Source organism: Amycolatopsis sp. NPDC003861, assembly GCF_053605405.1.
This window is the reverse complement of sequence record NZ_JBSGJD010000009.1, coordinates 55,575-81,743: the sequence shown is the minus strand read 5'-3', so window position 1 is coordinate 81,743 and position 26,169 is coordinate 55,575. Positions and strand designations below refer to the sequence as shown.

At 71.2% G+C, this 26,169-nt stretch carries 22 protein-coding genes and 1 pseudogene; 11 read left to right on the top strand and 12 right to left on the bottom strand.

Translation table 11 applies throughout. The features are described from left to right. From ACWEVN_RS04655 to ACWEVN_RS04645, 3 genes and pseudogenes are all read right to left on the bottom strand, one after another. A pseudogene (locus tag ACWEVN_RS04655) lies at positions 1–661 on the bottom strand (O-antigen ligase family protein); the annotation flags it as partial. Continuing rightward, positions 658–1,623: a polysaccharide deacetylase family protein gene (locus ACWEVN_RS04650; RefSeq protein ID WP_452050274.1), complete on the bottom strand. Its 966-nt coding sequence runs from the start codon at positions 1,621–1,623 to the stop codon at positions 658–660. The pseudogene ACWEVN_RS04655 and the gene ACWEVN_RS04650, both read right to left, overlap by 4 nt. Beyond that, positions 1,620–2,456, bottom strand: coding sequence for a hypothetical protein (locus ACWEVN_RS04645; protein WP_452050273.1), 837 nt, complete (start codon positions 2,454–2,456; stop codon positions 1,620–1,622). The genes ACWEVN_RS04650 and ACWEVN_RS04645 overlap by 4 nt, the downstream gene beginning before the upstream one ends. Before the next feature lie 408 nt (positions 2,457–2,864). On the opposite strand from ACWEVN_RS04645, the gene ACWEVN_RS04640 reads away from it, so the two are divergent. The 4 genes from ACWEVN_RS04640 (at position 2,865) to ACWEVN_RS04625 (ending at position 4,834) form a co-directional block, all read left to right on the top strand. Beyond that, positions 2,865–3,233 carry a hypothetical protein gene (locus ACWEVN_RS04640; RefSeq protein WP_449681395.1) on the top strand — a complete coding sequence of 123 codons (369 nt, stop codon included), beginning with the start codon at positions 2,865–2,867 and terminating at the stop codon, positions 3,231–3,233. A gap of 106 nt (positions 3,234–3,339) precedes the next feature. Next, a complete protein-coding gene (locus tag ACWEVN_RS04635) occupies positions 3,340–3,690 on the top strand; it encodes a hypothetical protein (protein WP_449681394.1) in 351 nt (116 codons plus the stop codon). Between the two features lie 92 nt (positions 3,691–3,782). Beyond that, positions 3,783–4,076, top strand: a complete 294-nt coding sequence (locus ACWEVN_RS04630) for an ANTAR domain-containing protein (protein WP_449681393.1) — start codon at positions 3,783–3,785, stop codon at positions 4,074–4,076. 407 nt (positions 4,077–4,483) lie between these two features. Then, complete coding sequence (locus tag ACWEVN_RS04625; protein ID WP_449681392.1) at positions 4,484–4,834, top strand: hypothetical protein; 351 nt, start codon at positions 4,484–4,486, stop codon at positions 4,832–4,834. Between the two features lie 239 nt (positions 4,835–5,073). Here ACWEVN_RS04625 and ACWEVN_RS04620 read toward each other — a convergent pair whose 3' ends face one another. Both ACWEVN_RS04620 and ACWEVN_RS04615 read right to left on the bottom strand, forming a co-directional pair. Next, the gene (locus ACWEVN_RS04620; protein WP_449681391.1) at positions 5,074–5,295 is read right to left on the bottom strand and encodes a hypothetical protein; all 222 of its coding nucleotides are present in this window, start codon (positions 5,293–5,295) and stop codon (positions 5,074–5,076) included. A 236-nt stretch (positions 5,296–5,531) separates the two neighbouring features. Then, the gene (locus tag ACWEVN_RS04615) at positions 5,532–7,160 is read right to left on the bottom strand and encodes a glycoside hydrolase family 27 protein (RefSeq protein WP_452050272.1); all 1,629 of its coding nucleotides are present in this window, start codon (positions 7,158–7,160) and stop codon (positions 5,532–5,534) included. Between the two features lie 266 nt (positions 7,161–7,426). On the opposite strand from ACWEVN_RS04615, the gene ACWEVN_RS04610 reads away from it, so the two are divergent. The 3 genes from ACWEVN_RS04610 (at position 7,427) to ACWEVN_RS04600 (ending at position 11,890) form a co-directional block, all read left to right on the top strand. After that, positions 7,427–10,273: a glycoside hydrolase family 9 protein gene (locus tag ACWEVN_RS04610; protein WP_452050271.1), complete on the top strand. Its 2,847-nt coding sequence runs from the start codon at positions 7,427–7,429 to the stop codon at positions 10,271–10,273. 169 nt (positions 10,274–10,442) lie between these two features. Further along, positions 10,443–11,168 carry an ABC transporter ATP-binding protein gene (locus tag ACWEVN_RS04605; RefSeq protein ID WP_452050270.1) on the top strand — a complete coding sequence of 242 codons (726 nt, stop codon included), beginning with the start codon at positions 10,443–10,445 and terminating at the stop codon, positions 11,166–11,168. Continuing rightward, complete coding sequence (locus ACWEVN_RS04600) at positions 11,165–11,890, top strand: ABC transporter permease (protein WP_452050269.1); 726 nt, start codon at positions 11,165–11,167, stop codon at positions 11,888–11,890. Before ACWEVN_RS04605 ends, ACWEVN_RS04600 begins: the two co-directional genes overlap by 4 nt. A 31-nt stretch (positions 11,891–11,921) precedes the next feature. On the opposite strand, the gene ACWEVN_RS04595 is transcribed toward ACWEVN_RS04600, so the two are convergent. The 7 genes from ACWEVN_RS04595 to ACWEVN_RS04565 form a co-directional block, all read right to left on the bottom strand. Then, positions 11,922–13,112 (bottom strand): glycoside hydrolase family 5 protein, encoded by a 1,191-nt coding sequence (locus tag ACWEVN_RS04595; protein WP_452050268.1) that lies wholly within the window; start codon positions 13,110–13,112, stop codon positions 11,922–11,924. 157 nt (positions 13,113–13,269) lie between these two features. Next, entirely contained in the window at positions 13,270–13,959 is a 690-nt protein-coding gene (locus ACWEVN_RS04590; RefSeq protein ID WP_452050267.1) for a PP2C family protein-serine/threonine phosphatase, read from the bottom strand. 41 nt (positions 13,960–14,000) lie between these two features. After that, positions 14,001–14,585 carry an FHA domain-containing protein gene (locus ACWEVN_RS04585; protein WP_449681384.1) on the bottom strand — a complete coding sequence of 195 codons (585 nt, stop codon included), beginning with the start codon at positions 14,583–14,585 and terminating at the stop codon, positions 14,001–14,003. After that, a complete protein-coding gene (locus tag ACWEVN_RS04580) occupies positions 14,582–15,232 on the bottom strand; it encodes a 4Fe-4S single cluster domain-containing protein (protein WP_452050266.1) in 651 nt (216 codons plus the stop codon). The genes ACWEVN_RS04585 and ACWEVN_RS04580 overlap by 4 nt, the downstream gene beginning before the upstream one ends. Next, positions 15,229–17,085, bottom strand: a complete 1,857-nt coding sequence (locus tag ACWEVN_RS04575; protein ID WP_452050265.1) for an AAA family ATPase — start codon at positions 17,083–17,085, stop codon at positions 15,229–15,231. The genes ACWEVN_RS04580 and ACWEVN_RS04575 overlap by 4 nt, the downstream gene beginning before the upstream one ends. Beyond that, complete coding sequence (locus ACWEVN_RS04570) at positions 17,082–18,374, bottom strand: hypothetical protein (RefSeq protein ID WP_449681381.1); 1,293 nt, start codon at positions 18,372–18,374, stop codon at positions 17,082–17,084. Before ACWEVN_RS04570 ends, ACWEVN_RS04575 begins: the two co-directional genes overlap by 4 nt. Before the next feature lie 25 nt (positions 18,375–18,399). Continuing rightward, a complete protein-coding gene (locus ACWEVN_RS04565; RefSeq protein WP_452050264.1) occupies positions 18,400–20,751 on the bottom strand; it encodes a serine/threonine-protein kinase in 2,352 nt (783 codons plus the stop codon). A 280-nt stretch (positions 20,752–21,031) separates the two neighbouring features. Between ACWEVN_RS04565 and ACWEVN_RS04560 the strand changes: the two genes are divergently transcribed. The 4 genes from ACWEVN_RS04560 to ACWEVN_RS04545 are packed head-to-tail and all read left to right on the top strand — an operon-like array spanning position 21,032 to position 26,169. Then, positions 21,032–22,468, top strand: a complete 1,437-nt coding sequence (locus ACWEVN_RS04560) for a hypothetical protein (protein WP_452050263.1) — start codon at positions 21,032–21,034, stop codon at positions 22,466–22,468. After that, positions 22,465–23,928 (top strand): hypothetical protein, encoded by a 1,464-nt coding sequence (locus tag ACWEVN_RS04555; RefSeq protein WP_449681378.1) that lies wholly within the window; start codon positions 22,465–22,467, stop codon positions 23,926–23,928. Before ACWEVN_RS04560 ends, ACWEVN_RS04555 begins: the two co-directional genes overlap by 4 nt. Continuing rightward, positions 23,925–25,436: a DUF4407 domain-containing protein gene (locus ACWEVN_RS04550; protein ID WP_452050262.1), complete on the top strand. Its 1,512-nt coding sequence runs from the start codon at positions 23,925–23,927 to the stop codon at positions 25,434–25,436. The genes ACWEVN_RS04555 and ACWEVN_RS04550 overlap by 4 nt, the downstream gene beginning before the upstream one ends. Positions 25,437–25,455: 19 nt before the next feature. Further along, a complete protein-coding gene (locus tag ACWEVN_RS04545; protein ID WP_449681376.1) occupies positions 25,456–26,169 on the top strand; it encodes a vWA domain-containing protein in 714 nt (237 codons plus the stop codon).

Here is a 26,169-nt window from a genome sequence, read left to right as displayed (position 1 = left end):
CGCGGCGCAGCAGCAGCCAGCCGACCGCGGCGGTCAGGCCGAGCGCGCCGCCGCGGGAGAACGTCGCCGTCGCGCCGGCCACCAGGACGATGCCCGCGGCGGTCAGGACGAACCCCCGGCCACGGCGGTGCAGGGCCGCGAGCAGCGGGACGGCGGCGACGAGGAAGTAGGCCAGGTCGTTCGGGTCCGGCTGCGGCCCGCTCGCGCGCGCTTCCCCCTCGGCGACCAGGCTGTAGAGGGCGCCCGCACCGGCGACGGTGGCGCCGGCGGCCGCGGCCAGCAGCAGCCACCGGATCGGGACCTCACGGCTCGCGACGTCCGCGAGCACCGCGGTGACCACCAGGAACGGCAGCCAGCGCACGGTGTACTCGGCGGTGAACGCGCCGGCCGCGTGCACGGACGCCGTCGCCGCCAGCACGACCGCGAGCAGCGCCAGGACCGCGTGCAGCGGCGTCGGGCGGGGTGGCTGCCGACGGCGGATCCGCACGACGAGCCAGACGACGACGAGCAGCGCGGGCGCGGCCTTCCCGAGCTGGCTCTGCACGGCCGTCAGGTAACCCTCGACCGGCGCCAAGGCGACGGTCGCGCACGCGAGGACCCGAAGCAGGGTTGCCTCGACGGTTTCGCGCCGGGCCGGCCGGACGACCGCGACCGGTGTCATCTGCCGAGGTCCAACCTGGTCACCGGCCGGGTCCGCCGCACGGCCGTCCGGCGCACGTACTCCCCGGTGCCGACGACGTCGAAGTGCTCGCGCAGCGCGGAAAGCACCCAGCCGAGCCAGGCCACCTTCCGCGCGCCGGGTGCGGCCATCCCGGGGAAGAACTCCATCCCGGGCGCGTCGGCCGCCCCGAGGACGTCGGTGGGGTGCAGCAACAGCGACGGCGACACCCCGCGGACGAGACAGAGCCGCAACGCCGTCCGGAAGTACGCCCGGGCCAGCCGCGGTGAGATCGCGTGCAGCTGCAGGAGGTACGAGCCGTGGATCGGCGTGCGCAGCAGCGGCATCGTCGTCACCGGCAGCTCGACCAGCGCGCTGCCCGCGCACGTCTGCCAGCGGTAGGCGTGCACCGGCGCCAGCACCCGCGAGACGCCGCCGAACAGCTCGTCGAGCCCTTCGTCCGAGCTCTTCGCCGTGCGGTTGTGGTACGCGCGGGCCAGCGGGCCGATCCACGTCGGCAGCGTGCTGGCGTCGTAGGCGTACCCGCGCTCGGCGAGCAGCTCGATCAGGTCGCGCGTGACGCTGTAGCCGGGGCCGCGGAACCCGCTCGGCCGGGGCGCGCCCGCGGCGGCGATCGCCTCTTCGGTGCGGCCGAGTTCCTCTTCCAGGCGGTCGCGGGAGTAGCGGTGCAGCCAGGGTTCGTGGCCGAAGGAGTGGTTCGCCACCTCGTGCCCGGCCGCGGCGATCTCGGCGACCGCCTTGGCGCCGTCTTCGCGGACGACGTCGGCCCCCACCACGAAGACCGTCGTCGTCAGGCCCTGCTCGCCGAGGATCTCCAGCAGCCGCGGCACCGCGGACGGCAGGAAACTGGGCCGGTCCCGCCAGCCCGGATCACCGTGGGTCTTGAGGTAGGCCCACAGGTTGTCGAGGTCGACCGAGACGCTCGCGAGCGGCCGCGGCGTCACGCGGCTTCCCCGGCGAGGGCAGGAGCGGCCGCGCGGGACTGCACGCCGAGCAGCAGGACACCGCACACGACCACGGCGAGCCCGGTGGCGACCCACGGCCCCTGCCCGGCGACGACGTGGTCGCCGAGAGCGGCGATGCCGGTGACCGACGCCAGCACGATCGTGGTCGCGTCCGCGGTGGCCACCACCGCGGCGGCCGGGCCGCGCTGCAGGGCGGTGGCCATCGAAGCCTGGCCGAGCACGGCGGCCGCCAGCATCAGCCAGGTCAGCGGATTTCCCGGCAGAGCCAGCAGATCGAGGTGGGCGAGGGTCCGGCTGGCGACCGCCACGACGGCGAACGCGACGCCGGACAGGACCGCGGCCGGCAGGAACGTCCCCGCCCGGCCCGCCGGGATCATGGCCAGCCCGACCCCGAGCACCACGGCCGCCAGCGCGGCGACCCCGGCGGCCGGGAGGTCCGTCGCGACCGAGGCCGACGACGACCCGGCCAGCACGACCAGCCCGGACGCCAGCAGCACCAGCGTCATCGCCTCCCCGGTGCGGATCCGCCAGCCGAGGACCACGACGCCGAACGCCGTCGCCAGCCCGATCGCCGACGACGACGCGGTCTGGACCAGGTACAGCGGCAGGGAAGCCCGCGCGAAGAACGCGAGCGCGAACCCGCCCACCTGACCGGCGAAACCCAGCAGGTACAGGCGATCGGCGGCGAGCCGGGCCAGCAGCCCCAGTCCCGCGCCCGGCCGGTTGCCCGCCCGCCGCGCGGCGACGCTCTGCGCGACGATCCCCACCGCGTAGAGCACCGCGGACGCCACGAGCACCGCGTAATCCACCACGAACCACTCCTCACGTCCCGCACCGCGAACCGGGTGATCCGGCAAAGCGTAGGAACGCGGAAGTGGCTTCACTTTCGAAGGATGGGGTTCCGCAATTCGTCACGCTCCGAGACGGATCTGCGGGCCGCGAGCAACCCCATAGCGTGACGCATCGCCGTGTCTCGAGGGGTAGAACACGTTGCGTAGTAACGGTTCGTCGATCATCCGCGACGTCCTCCGCACCGGACCGCGGACATCCCGCGGTGGCCCACCCGTTCGGGCTACAGGAACCCCGGTCAGGGGTTCGCGCACCCCACACGATCGGTGAACCGGCTGGAATGCGCGGCGGCCCGTCAGTACGTTTTTCCCACCGAGGCGGAACAATGCCTTGAATGCTGCTCCAGCAATTGTCTTGTCGAGGAGAAATCCATGCTGAAGAAAATCGGCTTCGTCGCGGCCGCCATGGCGGCCGGCGCATTCGTCACCGGTGGGATCGCGGCCGCCGGGACGCCGGACGAAGAGCACGGCCACCACCACGGCCACCACGGCTACGACCACACCGGTCAGGTCGGCCTGGTGAACCTGAACAACACCGACGCGCTGCACAACGTCCAGGGCACGCTCGGCGTGTGCGGCAACGACGTCAACGTGCTCGGCGTCCAGGTGCCGATCCACGACTCGCTCAACGGCATCGGCGTGCCGGTCCTGTCGCCGGGCGCCAGCGAGGCCGAGGGCGAGTCGCCGTACAACTGCGCCTCCAGCGGGCTCGCCGACGGCGGCACCAGCCAGGGCGACTGAGCTTTCCGCTCCGGCGGAAAGAAATGATTTCCGGCAATGGCGCGGCTTCGGCCGGCGCCGTGAAGTACCGTCCCGGGTGCGGGCGGGCAGTTGAGGAGTTCTTTTCGTGATCAAGCAGCTCGGATTCGTCGCGACCGCACTGGCGGCCGGCCTGGCCGCGTTCGGTGGCTCGGCCTCGGCGACCAGCGTCACCGTCGAGGGCCACCCGATCGACCACAGCGAGCAGTTCGGCCTGGCCAACGTGCAGAGCCTCGACGCGCTGCACAACGTGAACGCGGTCGGCGGCGTCTGCGACGACAACGTCAACGTGCTCGGGGTGCAGGTCCCGGTGCAGGACGTCGCCCAGGGCATCAACGTCCCGGTCCTGTCGCCGGGGGCGAGCGAGGCCGACGGCGCGTCGCCGTCGAACTGCGCCAGCGGCAGCATCGCGGACGGCGGGACGGCCCAGGGCCACTGACCGACCCCGGTGGGGAGCCGTCGCGCGGATGCAGTGTCCGTGCGGCGGCTTTTCGCGTTTCGCGGGGCAGAGCAAGGCGGAGGAGCACGACCGTGCCCGGTGACGTCGACCCGGTGGCCGAGAACGCCCAGCTGCGCGAGGCCCTGTCGTCCCAGCCGGTGATCGAGCAGGCCAAGGGCATGGTGATGCTCCTGCGCGGGTGCACCGCCGCGGAGGCGTTCGGCGTGCTGGTCACCGTGTCGCAGCTGAGCAACGTCAAACTCCGCGACGTCGCCACGGTCGTCGTGGCCGCCGGCAGCGAGGCCGGACCGGGGCTGTCCGATGCGGACGCCGAGAGCGCGGTCCGCGCCGTGTTGTGCCGTCACCTGCTGGACGCGTCGGAATGACCGCTGGGAACCGGCGAGACGGGGCGTCGCCCGGCTGCGGGCTCGGCTGAGGGGTTCAGGCCTCGCCGGTTCACCAGCCGGAATTCCGTTCCCGGGGTCGGGGGAACGAGTTCCGTATGCTTGAGCCTAGGGCTTCCGCCGCGTTTCCGCCGCGATTCTTCGAGTGGTTGCGGCCTGAACGAGTGTGCGAAGGAAGCCGGTTTTGCGGAAAACGGTTTTCCGGTCGATAAACCTCGCTGACCCGATCGGGCCAATCGTAGCCAGGTCAACGGCTTGCGGTGCGCACCCGATGGTGGCGCGAAGTGGAATTGTGCCCGTTCGGAACAGTACGTTTCCCCCACGCGGGACGGAGAACACACACCTCGCCCCCCGTCCTGTCCGATGCACCGAACGATCGAGGAGAACAAATGCTGAAGAAGGTTGGAATCGTCGCGGCTGCCATGGCGGCCGGCGCATTCATGGCCGGTGGCGTCGCGGCTGCCGACACGCCGTTCGACCACGACCACCACGGCGGCCACACCGGGCAGCTCGGCCTGCTCAACCTGAACAACACCGACGTGCTGCACAACGTCAACGCCGTGGTCGGCGTGTGCGACAACAACGTCAACGTGCTCGGCGTCCAGGTGCCGATCCAGAACTCGCTCAACGGCATCGGCGTGCCGATCCTGTCGCCGGGCGAGCACGAGGCCAGCGGCGAGAACCCGGAGAACTGCGCCTCGGGCGGCATCGCCGACGGCGGCACCAGCCAGGGCCACTGAGTCCCCGCGCCACGGCTGCCCGTTGTGTGTGCGGAAGCCGGCCGGGGCGCGGAACCCGGCGCCGCGCCTGATGTCGTGCGGCGTGCCCGGAACAGGGAGCGAGCTGCACACTCCGGTTCCCCGTCCCGGGCACGCAGCGACCTGGTGCCGACGCCGGCACGGGTGGGACCGGCCACCGGCCGGTCCCACCCGGCGCAGCGAAGCCGCGATCGGAATCCCGATCGCGGCTTTCGCCGTTTCTACCGCCGGCCGAGAAGCCGGCCGACGACCCCGCGGCGGCGCCTGGGCGTGGTGCCCACCCGCAGCACGATGTCCAAGACCGCCGCCTGCTGTTCGCTGGCGGCCCGGCTGTAGCCGGGCGACGCCGCCACGGCGCGGCGAAGGTCGTCAGGGTCGGCGGTGCCGCTGTCGAACCCGGTGACCCGGGTGACGTCGATGGGGCCTCGGCACGGTGTTTCCACGCGAAAGTTCTCCTGCGGTCGGACGGTCCGTGTCTCGTTATCGCTCCGTTACCGCCTGAGCGTTACCGCCACCGTGTCGCCCGGTCAGGTGAGAGCCGACGAGCCCGGACCGCCGCCCGAGGTTCCGTACGTTCGCAGAGGAGGCCGGCCGCGGCGTACCGACACCGGTGCTGCGCCGACCGCCACCCGCGCCCGTACCAAGCTCGAGTACCGCCCGCTGAAGCCGGCGACGAGGCTCAGACGCGGCTCCACTTCTGGTTCGCCTGGCCGTTGCAGGACCACAGGATCGCCCGGGTCCCGTTCGCGGTCGCCGCGCCTTCGGCGTCCAAGCACAGTCCTGATTGGACGTTGCGGAGCGTGCCGTCCGAGCCGAGCGTCCACTTCTGGTTGTTCTGCCCGGTGCACGAGCGGCTGGTCACCTGGGCGCCGCTCGAGCCGCCGTCGAGGCACTTGTCGCCGAAGACGCGGATTTCGCCGTTCTCCCAGGTCGTCCACAGCTGGTTGGCCGCGGTCTGGCAGTCCCAGAGCAGCGTCCCCGCGCCGGATGCGGTGGAGGCGTTGTCGACGTCGAGGCAGCGATTGGATCCCGTGCCGCGCAGCCGTGACGTCGTGGCCGCGAGCGGGGTGCCGCCGGAAACGCGGTAGGCGGCGATGCCGTGGGCCGGCACGCTCGCGCTGATCGGCCCGCTGGACGCCGACGTGCCGCCCGTCCACACGTCGGTCAGGGTGAACGACGTCCCGGACAGCCCGATCTGCGCCGCGGTGGTGCTGATCGTCGTCGTGCCGCTACCGCGGTTGAGCAATCCGACCGCGACCGACCCGTCGGACAGCGGCTTGGCGAACACCTCGACGTTGCCGTCGTCGCGCACCCGGCGGCCACCGGCGCCGAGCCGGTCCTGGTCGATCGCCAGCAGCCGCGGGTTGCGCAGGACCGCGCTGATGTCCGCGGACATCGTGCGGATGTCGTTGCCCGCCATCAGCGGCGCGGCCAGCAAGGCCCAGAGCGCGAAGTGGGCGCGGGACTCGGTCAGCGACAGGCCGGGCCGGCCGACGACGAGCATGTCCGGGTCGTTCCAGTGCCCGGGCCCGGCCTGCGCGGCCAGCGGCGCGGTGACGTCGAGGACGTTGCCGACCCCCATCGGGTAGCTGTTGGTGTTGCCGTTCTGCCAGATGTCGAGCAGGTCTTCGGTGGTGCGCCACAGGTCGGCGACCTGGCCCCAGTCGTACTTGTCACCGGTGATGGCGTGGTAGCTGTTGGGGTTGATGCTGTAGACGATGGGCCGCCCGGTGCCGCGCAACGCGTCGCGCATCAGGCCGAAGCGGCTGACCTGCTCGTCGCGCGTGCCGGCGGGGGAGCACCAGTCGTACTTCAGGTAGTCGACGCCCCAGGAGGCGAACGTGCGGGCGTCCTGGGCCTCGTGGCCCTGGCTGCCGGTCGAGCCGGGGTAGGTGCCGGTGCGCTGGGCGCACGTGCGGTCGGTGGGCACCTGGTAGATGCCGAACTTCAGGCCGCGGGCGTGGATGTAGTCGCCGAGGGCTTTCATGCCGCTCGGGAACTTCGAGGCGTTGGCGCGCAGGTTGCCCTGGCTGTCGCGCTGCGGGTCGAACCAGCAGTCGTCGACGACGACGTACTGGTAGCCCGCGTCGCGCATGCCGGAGGAGACCAGCGCGTCGGCCGCCTGGTGGATGGTCGACTCGCTGACGCTGCACCCGAAGCTGTTCCAGCTGTTCCAGCCCAGCGGCGGGGTCACCGCCGGGCTCCCGGGCGCGGCGACGGCGGCCGCCGGGACCGCGGCGGACAACGACAACGCGGCGGCCGCCGCGGTGAACAAGTGCAGGACCCGTGAACGGGTTCGAGCGGGCATCGTCGCCCCTTTCCGGACGGGCGGACCGGGAGTTAGCGTTAACATTTCCGGTCGCGCTGAAACTTTCGGAAAAATTTCGCGTTGGCTGACCCGGTGACCCAGGTATGTATAGACGAACGCCGGTACCGCGTCCACCCTCCTGCGCCGATCATTGCCAAAGGCGCACGCCGATGATTACAGTCCCCTGTCTGGGAGCGCTCCCACTTTTGCCGAGCTCGACGACGAGGAGATGGCGAATGCGGGTAAGAAGATTCCGGGCTGGTCTGGTGTTACTGGCGGTTACGGCGCTCGGGCTGACCGCGGGTTCGGTGCCCGCGTCCGCCGCGGAGTACGAGCGGCTGCTCAACGGCACCTTCGCCAGTGGCACCCTCGACCCCTGGTGGGCCGGGTCCGGTACCACCGGCCGCGTCACCGGCGGTGAGTTCTGCACCGACGTCACCGGCGGCACGGCCAACGGCTACGACGCGCTGGCCGGCCAGAACGGCGTCCCCTTCGAGGCCGGGCAGCAGTACACGCTGGAGTTCGACGCGCACGCGACGACCACCCAGCAGATCTCCGCCGTCGCCGGCGAGGCCGTCTCGCCCTACCGGCAGATCTCCCGCACCGACCTGACCGTCACGCCGGCGACCCAGCACTTCACCGTCACCTTCACGTCCACTTTGGACTTCCCGGCCGCCGGCAACGGCCAGCTGGCCTTCTGGTTCGGCGGCCAGGCCGCGAACAACACCGTCTGCCTGGACAACATCTCGCTGATCGGCGGCGTGCTCCCGCCCGGCGGCCTGCCGCCGACGAGCGGCATCCGGGTGAACCAGGAAAGTTACACCCCCGGCCTGCCCAAGCACGCCACCGTGATCAACAGCTCGACGTCGCCGGTGACGTGGACGTTGCGCAACGCCGCCGGCACCGCGGTGGCCACCGGCCAGACCCGCCCCCGCGGCGCGGACGCCGCCTCCGGCGAGAACGTCCACGACATCGACTTCTCCGCCTACGACACCGCGGGCACCGGCTACACCCTGGCCGTCGGCTCCGAGGCGAGCTTCCCGTTCGACATCTCCGCGGACGGCCTCAAGAAACTCCGCTACGACTCGCTGGCATTCTTCTACAACCAGCGCAGCGGCATCGCGATCGACGCCCAGTACGTCGGGGCCACCTACGCGCGCCCGGCGGGCCACATCAACGTGGCACCGAACCAGGGCGACAACAACGTGCCCTGCCGGTCGGACCTCAACTGCGGCTACACCCTCGACGTCCGCGGCGGCTGGTACGACGCGGGTGACCATGGCAAATACGTCGTCAACGGCGGCATCGCGACCTGGGAGCTGCTCGACGAGTACGAGCGCGCGCTGAAGCTGGGCGACGCGAGCGCGCTGGGTGACGGGAAGCTGGCCATCCCGGAGCGGGCGAACGGCGTCCCGGACATCCTCGACGAGGCCCGCTGGGAGGTCGACTTCCTGCTTTCCATGCAGGTCCCCGACGGCAAGCCGAACGCGGGCCTGGTGCACCACAAGATCCACGACGCGGCGTGGACCGCTCTGCCGACCCGGCCCGAGCTGGACAGCCAGCCGCGGCGGCTTTCCCCGCCGAGCACGGCGGCGACGCTGAACATGGCCGCGGTCGCGGCGCAGGCGTCCCGGCTGTGGCGGACCATCGACCCGGCGTACTCGGCGAAGCTGCTCGCCGCGGCCGAGAAGGCGTACGCCGCGGCCAAGGCCAACCCGAACCTGCTCGCCGACCCCAACGACGGCACCGGTGGCGGAACCTACAGCGACAACACCGTGACCGACGAGTTCTACTGGGCGGCCGCGGAGCTGTTCGCGACGACGGCGAAGAGCGCGTACCGCACCGACGTCACCGGCTCCGCGCTCTACCGCGGCGTCAGCTTCAACACCCACGGCTTCGACTGGGGCTCGACGGGCGCCCTCGGTGACATCACCCTCGCGCTGGTGCCCACCGACCTGCCCGCGGCGGACGTCGCGGCCATCAAGACGGCGATCACCACGACGGCCGACAGCCACCTCGCCCAGATGGCGGGCATGGGCTACCCCGCGCCGTACCGCACGGCCGACGGCACGTACGAGTGGGGCTCGAACGGCCTGGTCGCCAACAACGGCGTGGTGCTGGCCCTGGCCTACGACTTCACCAAGCTGGACAAGTACCGCGACGGCGCGTTCCAGGCCATGGACTACCTGCTCGGCCGCAACCCGGCGAACTACTCCTACGTCTCCGGGCACGGTGACCAGGCCGTGCAGAACGTCCACCACCGGTTCTGGGCGCACGAGCTGGACCCGTCGCTGCCGATCGCGCCGCCCGGGGCGCTGTCCGGCGGGCCCAACAGCGGCCTGCAGGACCCGACCGCGGCCCGGCTCCTCGCCGGCTGCCCGCCGCAGCGCTGCTTCGTCGACGACATCCAGGCGTACTCGGTGAACGAGGTCGCGATCAACTGGAACTCGGCGCTGGCCTGGCTGGCGAACTGGACGGCGGAGAAGTCGCCGTCCGCGGTGGACACGACCGCCCCGGCCGCGGCCGGCAAGCCCGCCGTGTCCGCGGTGTCCGCCACCGGAGCCACGGTGACCTGGGCGGCGTCTTCGGACGCCGAAAGCGGGATCAAGAACTACGACGTCGTGAGCGTGACCGGCGCGACCCGCAAGGTGCTCGCGACCGTCACCGGGACCAGCGCGACCCTGACCGGGCTGTCGCCGTCGACCGCCTACACCCTGGTCGTGGTGGCCCGCAACGGCGCGGGCCTGACCGGCCCGGATTCGGCGTCGACGCAGTTCACGACCCTGCCGGACGCCTCGGGCGGTGGCTGCTCGGTGACCTACACGGCGAACAGCTGGTCCGGCGGCTTCACGGCCTACGTCACGGTCACCAACACCGGGACGACGGCGTGGTCGAACTGGGTCTTGAAGTTCACCTTCCCGGGTAACCAGAAGGTGACCCAGGGCTGGTCGGCGACGTGGGCGCAGTCCGGTGCGGCGGTCACCGCCACGGCGATGCCCTGGAACGCGTCCGTGGGCGCGGGCAAGTCGGTGTCGATCGGCTTCAACGGCAGTTTCACCGGCAGCAACGCGTCCCCGTCGTCTTTCGCGGTGAACGGGAAGACGTGCGGCTGACGCCCGTTCCGGTCATCCGATCGGCGAACTGACGGAGACTCCGCTAACGTCACACCTGCGGGCAGATGCGCCTCCTCCCCCCTCGGCGCATCTGCCCGCACTTTTCCGCCTCTTGTCTCCACCCGCACCGGCGCTCACCATGAGTGGTCCGGGGCGGAAGGAGGACGCCGTGGCCGAGCCGGCGATCGTCGTGGACGGGTTGCGCGTCCGCCGCGGCGGCGAAGAGGTGCTGCGCGACATCGGGTGCACCGTGCGGCGCGGGACCGTGACCGGCCTGCTGGGGCCGAACGGCTGCGGCAAGAGCACGTTGCTGCGTTCGATCGTCGGCGTCCAGCTCGTCGAGTCCGGGCGCGTGGACGTGCTGGGCCGGCCCGCCGGCCACCCCGAACTGCGTCGCCGGATCGGCTACGCGACCCAGGACCCGGCGATCTACGCGGACCTGACGGTGACCGAAGCCCTGCGTTACTTCGCGGCGGTGCTCGGCGTTCCGCTTTCCGATGTGGACCGCGTCATCACTCAGACCGGACTCACCGGGTCGGCCCGCACCCTGGTCGGGCGGCTTTCCGGCGGTCAGCGCGGCCGGGCCAACCTCGCGGTCGCGCTGCTGGGCACGCCCGAGCTGCTGGTGCTGGACGAGCCGACGGTCGGCTCCGACCCCGAGCTGCGCGACGAGCTCTGGCAGCTGTTCCACGGCCTGGCCGCCACCGGCGTCACGCTGCTGATCTCCAGCCACGTCATGGACGAGGCCGCCCGCTGCGACGACCTCCTCCTGCTGCACCGCGGCCGGGTCCTGGCCCGCGGCACGCCGGAGGACCTGCGGGCGCGGACCGGCGCGCCCGATCTCGAGCAGGCGTTCCTGCGCCTGATCCGCGGCCGGACGGAGGCGGCGCGGTGAACGCGCCGGCCACCACCCGCCGGATCCTCACCCAGCTGCGCCACGACCCGCGCACGGTGGTGCTGCTCATCGCCGTGCCGAGTGTGCTGATGATCCTCCTGCGGTACGTGCTCAACTCGGAGCAGCGGTTCAGCGCGGTCGCGCCGGCGTTGCTCGGGATCTTCCCGTTCACGATCATGTTCCTGCTGACCTCGGTGACGACGCTGCGCGAGCGCACGACGGGCACGCTGGAGCGCCTGATGACGCTGCCGATCGGCAAGCTGGACCTGGTCCTCGGTTATGCCCTGGCGTTCGGCTTGCTGGCGGTGCTGCAGGTGGTCGTGGCGGCCGGGATCTCCCTGACCTGGCTCGGGCTGGACATCGCGGGCTCGGTCTGGGTGCTGCTGCTCGTGGTGGTGCTGGACGCGCTGCTCGGCACCGCGCTCGGGCTGTTCGTCAGCGCGTTCGCCCGCACGGAGTTCCAGGCGATCCAGTTCCTGCCGGTGTTCGTGCTGCCGCAGTTCCTGCTGTGCGGCCTGTTCGTCCCGCGTGGGGACATGGGCTGGGTGCTCGGCGCGGTGTCGGACGTCCTGCCGCTGTCGTACGCGGTGGACGCGCTGACGCAGGTGACCCGCTCGGCCGAGATCGACGGCACTTTGGTCCGCAACATCGGGATCATCGCGGGGTGCGTCGTCCTGGCCCTGCTGCTGGGTGCGGCGACGCTGCGCCGCCGCACGCCCTGAGCGGCGGCTCGGTCCACTGTGGCTGGTGGGGTCATCGACCGGCGAGGCCGCCCATGATGGCGTCGATGATCCCTTGGTGCGTCACCGCGTAGGACCGCCGGTCGAACAGGCCGAGGCCGTACTGGCCGTTGTTGCCGTTGTCCCAGTAGACGGTGGCGGCGCCGTACTTCTTGGCCGTCGACACGACGGCCCGCGCGAAGTCGGCCCGGTACCGGTTGTTCGCGGAATCGAACGCGGACTTGTCGACGGACCCGAATTCCCCGACGACCGCCGGGTAGCCCTTCGCGACGAATGCGTTGTACACGAGTTTCAGCTGGGCGTCGAGGTAGTCTTCCTGTCCCCAGGTCGACTTTTTCGACGGATTGGTCGCGCCCCGCCCCCACTGCGTGATGTTGCCGTTTTCCTCACCGGCGAAGTCCCACGGGCTGTAGTAGTGCACGGAAATCATGATCCGCTTTTCGCCGGCCGGAATCGACGGGGAACGGAACTGGTCGGTCGGCATCGCGAAGCCGTAGTTCCCGGTGGTGTAGTCGATGTTGGTGTTCCAGCCGGCGACGAGCAGCCACCGCGAACTGTTGTTCCCGCCGGTCTTGCGCACGGTGTCGACGAAGATCTGGTCGTAGGCGTTGATGTTCGAGTAGCACGGCTGCGTCGGGGTGCCGTACTGGCCGTCGAACTCCTCGTTCATCGCTTCCATGATCAGGTGCTGGTCGTAGCCGGCGAACCGGGCCGCGACCTGCTGCCAGACCTTCTGGTACTTGGCCTTGACGGTGGCTTGGTCGCCGGCGTCGCAGATCAGCCAGGAGCCGCTGATGGTCTTGTAGCCGTCGCCGTGCATGTTGATCAGCACGTAAAGGCCGCGGTGGTAGGCGTAGTCGACAACCTGCTGGATCCGGTTCAGCCAGGCGGCGTTGACGGTGTAGTTCGGCCCGGAGCCGATGTACCCGAGGTAGGAGATCGGAATCCGGATGGTCTTGAACCCGGCGGCCTTGACTTTGTCGATGAGCGCTTGGGTGACGGCGGGCTGCCCCCAGGCGGTTTCGCTGGGAACCCCGTTGCTGTTGGCTTCCAGCTGATTCCCCAGATTCCACCCGGCCCCCAGGTCGGCAACGATCTGCGACGCATTGAGCCGAGCGTCGGCACCGGCCGGAGCAACCCCGCAAACGCTCGCGGTGACACCCAGCACGGCGGCAAGGAAGAGCTTCATTGCTCTCGAAGTCATGGCGGATACCTCTCCTGCCCCTTGGTGGACATATTCCAACATGCCCGAAAGCAGGCGTCAATCCTCTCGCCGGTGACGATCTTTTTTGTGCGTAGGCTGCGGGATCGAAGAAATCGAATAATCGAAAGAATCGACGATCGGCGGCTCGGGAATCGGCTCAGGTGCCGGGGAAGTCGACGAGTGCGATGGTGATGTTGTCCCGTCCGGAGCCGTTCATCGCGGCAGCCCACAGCGACTTGACGACTCTGGCCGGCCCGCACCGGCCGCCGAGCAGTTCCTCGATCGTCCGGTGGTCCACCAGGTCGCTCAGCCCGTCCGAACACAGGAGCAGCCGGTCGGCGCCGGCCAGCCGCCCCACGGTCGTCGTCAGCGCGGTTCCGTCGGTCCGCCCGCCGAGGCACCGGGAAAGCCCGCCGAGCGGCCCTCGGTCGTCGGTGGACACCTGGGCCAGGTAGCCGCCCCTTTCGAGGTACACGCGCGAATCGCCGACCCCGAAGTGCACGCCGCCGCCGGCTTGCAGCAGGACACCCGCGACCGTGGTGCCCAACCCGGCCACCCCCGGATCGGCGCGGCCCATGGCGAGCAGGTCGGTGTCGATCTGCTCGAGCGCTGCTTCGACGCCGGTTTCGTCCCGGGGAGCGACGGCCGCGAGCGTGCGTACCGCATGCGCGGACGCCACTTCGCCCGCAGCGTGACCGCCCATTCCGTCGGCGACGGCAACGACCACCGGCGCCGACAGCGGGAGTTCGTGGGTGACAGGGTCGGAAAGGCTGACGCCGCAGGCGGTGAAGCCGCCGACCGCGAGAGCGTCTTCGTTGGCTTCCCGCACCGCTCCGCGGTGCGTCATCACCGTCACCCGAACGGCCTGTGCTCCGGCGTTCGCCGAAGTCACGACGGTCCGCCCGGCCCGAATTCGACGACGGCGACGACGTCGGACGCGATGCGGAGCCGGTCGCCGTCGGCCAAGGCGGTGGTCTGCCCGGCGGGCACCGGGGTGTTGTTCACGAACGTGCCGTTCGTCGAGTGCTCGTCCCGCACCCAGCCGCGGCCGTCGGTCTCGACGCCGACGCTCGCGTGCCGGCGGGAAACGTTGTCGTGCCGAGCGAACAGCCCCGCCACCGGCGACAGTCCGGGATCGCGGCCCAGCAGCACGGAGCCCGGCTGCGGGACGTCGACCGCCTGCCCGGCGAACACCAGGCGAAGCGCCCCGCCGCCCCGCCGAGTGCGGGCCGGCGCGGCCTGAGCCGCCAGCGGTTCGAGGCATTCGACGCACACCAGGTTCGCCGGATCGGGGATCTCGGCCTGGCATGCCGGGCAGACCGCCGCCGGCGAAGCAGGTACCCGGTCCGGGGCGGGCGCCGGCTCGCCGGTCTCGGCGGACCGCGGTTCCTCCGCTTCGGCAAGCAACATTCCACAGGTCTTGCACAGGGCTTCGTCGTCGGTGTTGCCGGTGTTGCACACCGGACAGATCACGCCAGCCACGTGACGGCCTCCGAGGTGATGCCCCGCGCGGCCAGTCCGGCACGCAGCCGGTCGAGGTCGCCGCGACGGGGGATGCCGATCAGCCGGACGACGTCCGCGTCGAGGGACAGCTGCATCGCCGGCGCCGGCGCCCCTGCGGACCGGCCGTAGCGTTCGGCCCCGAGCGGGGTGAGGACGACGATCTCCTGGTTGTCGGAGCCGCGCAGCGCGGTGCCACCGTTGCGGTTCTCGACGTACGGCCCGGCCACGACCGCGTCGCAGCGGCTCAAGGCATCGGAGCAGTCGGACCGGGCCGACAGCCGGGCGTGGGTGTAGCCGGAGAAGACGAGCAGGTCGATCGGGCGGTCGCGCCCGCGGCGCCATTCGTCCAGCCCGGCGAGCAGGGCGGCCAGGGCGAGTGGCTGCTGGAAGGGCTCGCCACCGGACACCGTGACCCCGTCGATCGCACCGTCGAGCGAGCCGAGCCAGCGCACGACGGCCGCGGGGTCGACCTCCTCGCCCGCCTCGGGGTCCCACGTGTCGCGGGACGCGCAGCCGGCGCAGCCGATCGTGCAGCCCTGCAGCCAGATCCCGGCCCGGACGCCGTGGCCGAGCACCGTGAGCGGGTAGTGCATCCGGTTCAGGCGGATCGCGGTCATGCCAGCTCCAGTTCCACGTCGGGGCCGTGGCGGGACACACCGGCGATCGTGACCCGGGTACCCGGCGTGTGGTTGCCGTCGAACAGTTCCCGGGCCAGCGGGTTGATCAGGAACGATTCCAGCGCGGTGCCGATGCCGCGGCCGCCGTGGGCCAGGTCCGCCGTGCACCATTCGCGGAGCCGCTCCCGGGCCGGGCCGGCGACGTCGACCGTCACCCCCTGTTCTTCGAGCACCCGCCGGAGGATGTTGTCCAGCTGCTGGCCGAAGATCTCGGCGGCAGCAGCGGGGGAAATGAAGCCGAACACCACGATGTTGTCCCCGAACCGGTTGAGCAGCTCCGGGCGCGACAGCGCGGTGGTGAAGTGGTCGGCGATGGCGGCTCGGACCTTCGTCTCCACCACCTCGTAGGCGTCGTCCGGGGAGATGTTCGGTTCACGCCTGCCGGTCGCGGGATCGACCGTGCTCACCCCGAGGTTCGAGGTGAAGATGAGCACGCACTCGGAAAAGTACGTGGTCGCGCCCCGGCCGTCGCTGAGCCGGCCGTCCTCGAGGATCTGCAGGAACTTGTCGAGGATGCGTGCGTGTGCCTTTTCGATCTCGTCGAAGAGGATCACCCGGAACGGCTGCCGGCGCACGGCGTTGGTCAGCTCGCCGCCCACCTCGTACCCGACGTAGCCGGGTGGCGCACCGATCAGCCGGTCACCGGAATGCTCGGCGGAGAACTCGCTCATGTCGAACCGGAGGTAGGCGCTTTCGTCTCCGAAGACCAGCGAGGCCACGGCTTTGGCGAGTTCGGTCTTGCCGACACCGGTCGGGCCCGCGAAGAACAGCACGCCGCGTGGCCGGTTCGAGGAGATCCGGGCCTGTGCCCCGGACAGGCCGAGTGCGGCACGCTTGAGGATGTCCAGCGTCTTGCGGACCGGGTGCTCCTGGCCGATGACCTTCTCGGAGACGCTCTTCTCGCCGTCGGCGATCCGCTTGTGGAGGAAGCTCCGCCGCCACGGGTTGTCCAGCACCCCGAGCTTGTACACCCGCACGGCGTCGGGCAGGTCGGACAGCTGGAGCCCGCGGTCGCGTGCCAGCCGGGTCACCCCGGACATGTCCCGCAGCGTCAACCCCTCCGAGCGTTCGGCGAACGCGTGGTACCGCTCGGCCGCGTCCGGATCGCCGGCGCTGCCGAGGGATGGTCCGAGCAGCCGGGCGGTGTCCTCGCGGTCCCCGAGGTCGGGGCGCGGGAGTCCGATCACCCGGAACCGCTCGTTGTCGGCGGTGAGCCAGACCGGCAGATCCAGCTCGCGGTCGACCAGCCACAGGATCGGGTTGTACAGCGGGCTAGGCCGGTGGCTCGGCCCCGGACCCGGCGCGGCGGTGCGCGAAAGCTTGAGGCAGAACAGGAAGAAGTCGCGCTCGGCGGCCTCCAGCCGCGACACGTCGACGGCGAGCCGTGAGCCGTAGTCGATCAGGCAGGCCGCCCGGCCCTTGCGGGGATCGGTGACCGCGGAGAGGTAGCGCGGCAACCGGTCCATGGACGGCGGCTGGGTCTTCGCGACGTCTTCCCCGAGCATCCGGCGGGCGGCTTCGGTGGCCCGCCTGCCGCGGTCGTCGTCGGTCGAGGGATACACGGACAGGCCGTCGACCTGGTCGTAGACCAAGAGGAACTCGTACCCGCTGCGTTCGAAAACCTGCCACAGCAGCTGCCGCAACGGCACCAGCTGGGGCGGACGCCCGGGCGGGCGTCGCAGGAAGACGTCCCGGATGTTGTCGTGCAGGACGTACTGAGAGTGGACCGCGAGCGTCGAGTCGATCTCGCGGACGAAGGCGGGCAGCTCGGGGCCCGTGGGCTGGTCGGTCACCGGCCACGCTCCCGTCGGATCTGTTCGTGCTCGGGGTGTCGCCGGTCCATGCGCTTGGCCACCGGAACCACCCGTTCACCGGGTGGCACCAGATGTCGTTCGACGACGTGCATGCCGGAACCGTCGAGCGCCGTGCGGAGTTTGCCGAGGTCGTCGCACCACTGCTCTTCGCGCTCGGCGTCTTCCCTGCGGGCGTCGGCGCCGGGCCGGTCTTCGAGCCGGATGACCGCGGCGCGCACCTCGTCCTGGTTGATCACCAGCTGCACGGCGTGCCGGTGCCAGTCCGGGCGGACCAGGCGCAGCCGGTCGGGGTTGCCGGTCACGGTGGCGAAGCCTTCGTCGACGGTGTACCCGAGTTCGGCCAAGGTGTCCGCGACGGAGGCCCGCACGTAGCTGTGCTCGAGCTCGCGGCGGACCTGCTCGGCGGCTTGCGCGGCCCTGGCCTGCAGGCCGGCGTCGAGCGCCCGGCGGCCCGCCACGGCCGACTCCAGCTCGGTGCGCACCGCGGCCAGCTCCGGATCGGGCGAGGCGGGGATCGCCTGCAGCAGCCGGGCGGCCGAGACCGCCTCGGCCCGGCGTGCGCGGGCCCGTGCGTCGGCCCGCTGAACCCGCAGCCGGAGCTCGTCGAGCAACGTGTCGTGGTCGACGTCGGGCCGGGGCACGGCGACCTGCGCGGCGGCCGCGAGCACCTCGGCCCGGTCCTCGGCGGAGGCTTCGGGCGTAAGCCTGCCGAGGATGCGGGTCACGGCCGCGAGCGCGCTGGGCGGCGTGGTGCGCTGCTGGGTGGCCTGGTGCGCCATCGCCTCGTGGTACTTGTCGAACGCCTCCCGCGCGGTGACCGGCCGCTCGAGATCGACGGTGTGCCGCAGTACCGCCAGCACGGCGCCCTCGGTGCGCCGCCGGAGTTCCTGTTCGAAGCGGTCGAGCTCCGTGCGGGTCGAGGCGCACCAGGCGTCCAGCTGCGCGGGCGACTCCGCGCACGGCGTGAGCGGGTGCGGCAGCCCGGCCGCCAGATCCGCAGGAGCGTGCCGGCGCAGCACCTCGATCCGCGCGTTGAGGTCGATCACGCGGCGGGCGGCGGATTCCCACACCAGCAACGCCGCGTTCCCGGCCTCCCACTCCGCCCGGTTCCGCTCGGCCCGGTCGCCGACCTTGGTGAGGCCGGCGCCGAGCAGGTCCACCGACCGAGCCGCGACCAGCGCCCCGGCCTGGACGCCGCGCGCGGCCAACCAGACCGAGCCACCGACCACCGCCACCACCGCGACGCCGATCATGCCTTCGCCACTCATCGAGTACCTCTGTTCGTTCGCGCCGTCATCGGGTCAACGCCGTCCGGCGTTCTTCGTCGTGCGCCGCCGACCACCGGCGGAACCGGCCCACCGCCCAGGCGACGTGCGCGATGGTGGCGGCGACCGCGGCAAGGGGGACCAGCCAGGTCAGGAACATGAGAGCCACCAGCGTCACGGCGATGCCGACGGCCCAGAAACGGGGTGCGCCGCGGAGCCTGCCGCCGATCCGGCCCAGCGCCACCTGGAACGCCTGCCACAGCGAATACCGCGGGTGGTAGTCGGCAGCCATCGTGTACGCCAGGACCGACTCGGCCGCGAAGTGGGTGGCCACCGGAAAAGTCACCAGCGCAAGGGCGGCCGTCTTCGCGGAGAACATCAGGACGACCAGCCAGAGGCCGCCCAGCACCGCGGCGCCCGCGAAGGCACGGCCGAGTGCGCTGCCGCGACCTGCTTCGCGAAGCCGTTCGCGGCCGGCCCACGCCGCCTGGCGAGCACGCTCGGCCTGCTCGGCCTGCTGCCGGGCGAGCACCACCTGCTGTGCTTCGGCCTGGGCGAGACCCGAGACGAACAGGCCCGCGTAGGCGCGGGCCGGCTCGCGGCCGGCCCAGCGAAGCAGGTCGGTGAACCAGTCCACGGGAACCGGGAGCCGCCGCACGCGGTCGTCGAGTTCGCGCAGCCAGTCGTCCCCGCACGGCGCTCCGGCGGCGAGCTCCAGCATCGCGGCACGCGCGGCGGATCGGTGCTTCGTCGTGCTGAAAACACTCGCCAGCCGAGGATTGCGCTTGAGCGTCGCGACGGCCGTGCGGAGCTCGCCGACGGCGGCGGTCCACCGGGTGGCCACCCCGGCCAGCTCGGCCGCACCGTCGAACCCGGCGAGCACCTCCAGCAAGCGGCCTTCCCAGAGCTCGTCGACGATCTCCCGGGCCTGCTCGGTACCGGCATCCCCGTCCGGCCCTTCCTGCGCCCGCCGCGCCAGCTGGCGCAGCTTCGGCTGATCGATGTGGGCCTGGCGGTAGATCGGTGGCTGCCGAGGGTTGAGCCCGGCCAGCAGCCGAAGCAGCTTGGCGTTCGGTTTCTCGGTGCTCTGTTCGAGGCGGCCGAGCAGGTCGAGACGGTCCTCGACCACGCCGACCGGGTACTGGTCCGGGTTGTCGAACTGGTGCAGCCACTGCGTGAGCGCCGTCCACGACGGACTCGGCGAGATGCCGTACCGGCCCGCCGCGAGGCGCCACTCGAGAGCCATCGCGACCGCGAGACTGCCGGGATCGCGGAACCGCTTGCCGCCGAACTCGAACTCGGTCGCGTCGACGGGCACCCGCCGGTCGGGTACGGCCGGGGAGCCGCCCGCGAGCCACTCGCGGACCTCCGTCCCGCTCCAGCGTTTTCCCTCGTCGGAAACCAGCAGGCCGGCGCACAGCCGGTTGAGCCGCGGGTCGGTGATCGCGTCGACCGGGACCGGCTTCGTCGTGACGAACTTCTGGATCATCAGGTCGTCGAGCCCGTGGAACGGCTGCTGCCCGGTCACCAGCTCGAGGACCAAGATGCCGAGCGACCACCAGTCCAGGGCCGGCGAGACGTGTCCGACGCCCGTTTCCGGGGCGGAGTAAGCCGGGGTCCGCGCCACACTCGTGAAGTGCGTGGTCGCGTTGAGCCGGCGGCTCAGGCCGAAGTCGGCCAGCACCAGTTCGATCTTCGGGCTGGTGCCGCGGATGAGGATGTTCTCCGGTTTCAGGTCGCGGTGGGTGATCCGCCGCGAGTGCAGCGCCTCCAGGCCGTCGGTGAGCTGCCGGACGATCTCGTTGACGCTCGCGGTGTCGAACGCGTGCTTCCCGGCGCCGGCGTCGCGCAGATTCCCGTTGGGCAGGTACTCCATCAGCTCGAAGAAGCGGCGGCCGCCGGGGAGCGTGCCGGTCTCCACGACCTGCACGACGTGCTTCGACCGGATCGAGGCGAGCTGGGCCCACACGTCGGCGTCCGGCTTGATGTGCGCGTAGTACACCTTGAGCACCAGTTCGGCCCCGGGGTGCGCGGAGTCGGCGACCTTGACCAGCTCCGCCTCGCCGCCGGACCCGGGCAGCGCCTCGAAGCCGCTGAGCCGAGCGGCCAGTTCGGCCGGGAGCGCTTCGGCGGACAGCCCGGACCACGGGGGAGCCGGCGTGCCCGCTTCGCGTCGCGTGGCGTGCGGCCGGGGGACACCCCTGTCTTCGCGGCGGGTGGCGTTCGGGCCGGCGGGATCCTCGCGGCGGGTCGGGTTCGGTCCGGCGCCGGACGCGGATTCGCGGCGGGTGGCGTGGGGTGCGCTCGCGGCCTCCTCGCGGCGGGTGATCCCGGATCCGGCCGCGGCGTTTCCCCGGGGCGTCGCGTCGGGCTCGGCCATCCGATTCGTCCTCCGGCTCTCGTATTCGATACGGCAGCATCCTGACGGACTGCGGGGTGCCTGCGTGACGGGAGCACCGGGAATTGTCATCTTTCTGTCCGATAATCCTGGGCGCCGGTCCATTGGCCATCCGGCAGAATGGCTCTTGCGCAACGACTTCGTGATTTAACGGTCGGACGGGTAACGGCGATACCGGCCGGAGCGAATGAACGGAGGCGTTGCCCGTCGTGCGTCGGCCCGGCGGGTCGCGAAATCGCCCGAACCCGTCCGGAGGACACTGATGACGAGCACCGAAGCGGTCGCGACCGCGGTGGCGCAGGCGCTGTTCCAGGTCACCGCCGACGGTGCGGTTTCGGTGGTGGCGTCTTCGCTCGACGGGCCGGAAGCGGAAGCCGGGTGGCTCGGTCTCGTGCAGCCGCACCTGAGTTTCGCCGAGACGATCAGCCCGTCGACGCCGGTGTCCGCGTTGAGCTACGTGGTCTTTCCCGGAGGGTTCGCCGCTGTCCTGTACCGGACCTGGGACCCGCAGCGGCCCGGTGTCGTCGAAACGCACGCGTTGCTGGGTGACGAGAACACGGTGACCGCGGAACTGGCACTGTCCACCGCGAACTGGGAGGACCGTCCGGCCGGGACACCCGCCGACCGGCGGCTGCCGTCGCTGCTGGCCGGTGAACTGCGGGAACCGGATGCGCCCGAGCAGTTTCGGGCCCGCGCGCTGGCGCAGGCCGACCTGCTCGCGCATTCGCTCGCCTGGCTGCTGCAAGCGCCGGACGGCCCGATCGGTTTCGTCGGATGCCCACCAAGCGACCGGGTCGCAATCCTGTGGGCTTTGCGCGAAATCGCCGCGCCCGAGTTGCCGCCGCGCAGGTGGACTTTCGCCACCCATGACGACGGTGTGGTGAACGGTGGCCTCGATATCACATTCTTCGAGTCGCCGCCGGAGCCGGCCGGAACGACGGGAACGATCGTCATAGACCTGCAGCGCGGCCAAGGGGCGAGCCCGCACAACGAATACCGGGCAAATGCGCTGGTCTACCGCTATGAATACGGCGTCGAGCCGCCGGTTGCCGCCGTGATGCCCGCTGTGCTGGCGCCGCCCGCACCCGTGCCCGTGGCAGCGGCGGTCCCTTCGGCGCCGGCTCCGGACCCGATACTCCGGTCCACGCTGACCTTCGCGCGGTGGACCGAGCTCGTCCGCGTCCTGGTCACCGCCCGCGACGTGCGGGCCGTCGACGGCGCACTGGTGGAGCTGGAGTACGAGACCGCCGGAATCGACGACCGCGACGACGTCCGCAGGGCGCTGGAGAACCAGGGCTGGGCGATCGCGGCCATCCGGCGGCGCGTGCCCGCGGAGCTTCGCGACGCCATCTTCGACCGGGTCGCCGCGGTGGCGTTCGGTGCGACCCGCCCGGGCCGGGAGACCGCGGCCGCTCGCGACGACGCGCGCCGGCTCGCCGCGGATTCGCGAGCCACCGACGTCGTGCGTGCCGTCGCGCGTGGCGGTTTCGGCTTCGAGCTGGTGGACGTGCTGGCCGGCCGGTGGCTGGCCGAGCAGGAGGCGGCCGAACCGCCGGCGTCGTCCGAGCCAGGCCGCGTCGTGCGGATCCTCTCTCGCGCCGGTGTGCCCGTTCCGGCACGGGGCAGCCGCGTCGTCCTGATCGCGGTCCTGCTGCTGGGACTGGTCCTCGGCGTCTTCGTGGGCGGTGTCCTTTGGTGACGCCCGCCGGAGCACCGGACATCGACCTGCCCCTTCGCGCGCTCGGCAAGCTGGGCGCCAAGCTGGGCTCCGGTGGGCAGGCGCACATCTACGACGCACCGCGGCTGAGCCTGCCCGACGTTTCCGGCCCGCTGGTCTACAAGCAGTACAAACCCGGCAAGGCACCGCCGCAGGGGATGGGCAAGATCATCAGCCTGCGGTCGCGGCTCCTGGCCGACCCCGCCAAGCTCCACCGCCTCGACGCGTCGACCACCTGGCCGGTACGGCAGGTCGTCGACGGCGACGGCACGCTCCTGGGCCTGGTCCTGCGCCGGATCCCGGACTCCTTCATGGACAAGCTCCGGCTGCCGAGCGGCGCTGTCGGGACCAAGCCGCGCGAAGTCCAGTTCCTCTTCATCGCGCCCGACCTCGCGGTGCGCCTCGGCACGCCGACCCCGACCCCCGAGGAGCGGCTGACGATCTGCCGTGACTTCGCCGCCACGCTCGCGTTCCTCCACGGCGAGCTGAGTGTGGCGTTCGGCGACATCAACGCGCGCAACGCGGTGTTCCGCCTCGGTGCCGACCCGACGGTGATGTTCGTCGACTGCGACGCCGTCCGGCGGGTGGGCGAAGTGGCACCGCAGCTCAACGCGCCGGACTGGGATCCGCCGGAGGGCAGCGAGGTGCTGACCCGGGCGACCGACCTCTACAAGCTCGGGCTCTTCGTGCTGCGCTGCCTGACCCCGGACCACAACAGCTCGATCAACCGCGACCCGAACCAGGCCCGCGGCGTGCTCGACGTCCACGGCTTGAAGCTGCTCACGACGGCGCTGCGCGGCGATCCCGCCGACCGGCCCTCCGCCGAGGAGTGGCACCGCTACCTGCGCCGCGCGCTCGGCGAGTCGCTCACGCCGCCGACCCTCGAGCGGGTCGACCTCGACCGGACCATCGTCGCGGCCGGCGAGCCGCTCACGATCACCTGGTCGGCCGAGGAGGCCACGACGGTCGAGGCGACCGGTCCCGGTGTTCCCGGCACCTCGGTGCCGGGCGCCGCCGGGACGGGCACGATCGTCCTCCACCCCGCCCGCACCGGCCGGATCACGGTGACCGCGCGCAACCAGCTGGGTGAGGCTTCGGTGCTGACCGACCCGGTCGCCGTCTTCGACGTCCCGTCGTTCCACGACCTGCCGGTGCCGATGCCCCAGCTGGACCTGCCCCGGCTGAGCCCGGCGCAGCTGCCACCCGTGAGCCGGGTGCTCCCGGAGTTCCCCCGCGGCACCCCCGTGCCGCTGCCGCCGATGGCCAACGCCGTCGATGCGTGGGCGGCGCCGGAAACGCCGGCGCCCCTCGAACCCGTCGCGCTGCCGGCCCCGCCGCCGCTCTTCGGGGCCGGCCTGTCCGCGGTGCCGCTCGACCTCACGGCGTTCTTCGCCGATCACGAATCCGTCGACGACCACGCCGACCAGGAAGTGCACCCATGACCAGCCCCGCGCGCCGTCCGGCGCGGCGCCTCCGCTACCCACTGGCCCGCCTGGCGGGAGCCCAGCCGGACGTGCTCGCCAAGGCGAAGACCGACCGGATCAAGTACTCCGCGATGGGCGGTGTGCTGCTGACCACCGCCGGGGTCGCCGGCGTGTCCGGCGCGTTCGCGCTCATCAGCACGCTGAAGCTGCCCCCGGCGGTGGCGGCGTTGGCCGGCGTGCTCTGGGCGGCCGTCATCCTGAACCTCGACCGGATGCTGATCGTCAACATCCGGCGCCAGTCCGGCTGGCTGCGCAACCTGGGGGCGGCGGTGCCGCGGCTGCTGCTCGCCGTCGTGATCGGCTCGGTCGTCTCGATGCCTCTCGTGCTGCGGATCTTCGAACCGGAGATCGCCAACGAGATCCAGGTGATGCACTCGGACAACCTGATCGCCGCGCAGGAAAAGCTGAACCGGCAGTTCGCCGACATCGACACGACACAGAAGAAGGTCGACGAACTCCAGGCCGTCGCTTCGGGACAGAGCCAGCCCAGCGTCAGCGGGGACACCGACGTCGTCGCCGCGCAGCAGCGAGTGACCGCAGCCCAGCAGGCGTATGACAAGGCCGCGGGCGAAGCCCAGTGCGAGCTGGTGGGCAGCTGCGGTACCCACGAACCCGGAGTCGGCCAGGCGTACCTGCAGGCCAAGGCGAAAGCGGACCAGGCGAAAGGCGACCTGGACACGGCCAACTCGCAGCTGAACGACGCCAAGAAACGGGCGCAGGACAAGATCGCCGGCGGGGCCGCCTCGAACGCGAAGGCCGCCGCGGCCGAGCTCTCGACCCTCGTGCCCCGGCTCGAGGAGCGCAAGAAGGCGCGCACCGAAGCCCAGGGCCGGCTCGACCGCGGCGAACTCGGCAACGACGGCCTGCTCGCCCGGATGGAGGCGCTCGACCGGCTGACCGAGGGCAGTTCGCAGATGCAGCTGGCCAAGCTGGCCCTGGCGTTGCTCTTCCTGCTGATCGAAGTGCTGCCGGTGGTGGTCAAGCTCCTGTCGCTCGTCGGAGAGCCGACCTTGTACGACAAGCTGCTGGCCAAGGAGGAGAAGACCCTCGAGAAGCGGGCCGGCGGCCGCACCGACCTGACGCTGGAGATCGAACAGGACCTCCAGGACCAGCAGCTCCAGCAGGCGAAGCTGGCCAACAAACAGCTGGTGGACCAGCAGGCGCAGATCGCCAAGGCGGCGATCGAAACCTGGGGCCGGATCGCGAAGAGCCGCAGCGACGAGGAGCTCAAGCGGTGGTACCGAGTGCATTCCGGGGAGCCGGAACCGGCCGCCACGCCACCACCGCCCGCCACGCAACCCGTTGCCGTGACCGTGCCACTGGGGCCGCTGAAGCCGCCGGCGGCTGCGCCCGGTGCCGGGCGGCACCGGGTGAGCACGAGCCAGACCTACCGGCAGTTCAAGGCCGACGCCGGTGCGCCGCCGAACCCGGTGCCGCGCAACGGCACCGCCGTCCCGCACTCCTGATCGCGAAAGGAACACCACCATGGAAGCGCACGGCGCCAAGTTGCTGCCGTTCTACATCGTCATCGACGCGTCCTATTCGATGTCGGGCAAGAAGATCGACTCCGCCAACCGGATCATCGTCCAGGTCAGGGACGCCCTCGCGCAGAACCCGATCCTCTCGGACAAGGTCCGGATCGGGCTCGTGGACTTCGCCGACGACGCCCAGGTGCAGCTACCGCTGTGCGACGTCCTGGATCCGAGCCTGTCGATGCCGGTCGTCAAGCCGCGTGGTGGCACGTCGTACGTCGCCGCCTTCCGGCTGTTGCGTTCGACGGTCGCGGCGAACATCAAGCAGCTGAAGGGGGACGGCTTCAAGGTGCACCGGCCCGCGGTGTTCTTCCTGTCGGACGGCGCACCGACCGACCCGCAGGCCGAGTGGCAGGCGGCCTTCGCCGAGCTCGTCGGGGACAAGGCTTACCCGAACGTCATCGCGTTCGGTGTGGACGACGCCGACGCGCGCGTCCTGCAGTCCTTGATCCACCCGTCGACCGGCGGGAAGCAGATGCAGATGTACCTGATGGAAAAGGGGGAGGACGCCGCCAGGGCGATCACCGCCATGGCCGAGATCATGATCTCGAGCGTGCTCGAGTCCGGGCGCAGCCTGTCCCACGGAGAATCGGGGATCAAACTGCCCGACAAGGAGGACTTGCCTGCCGGGGTCACCGCGCACACCGCCGACGACGACTTCGTGTGA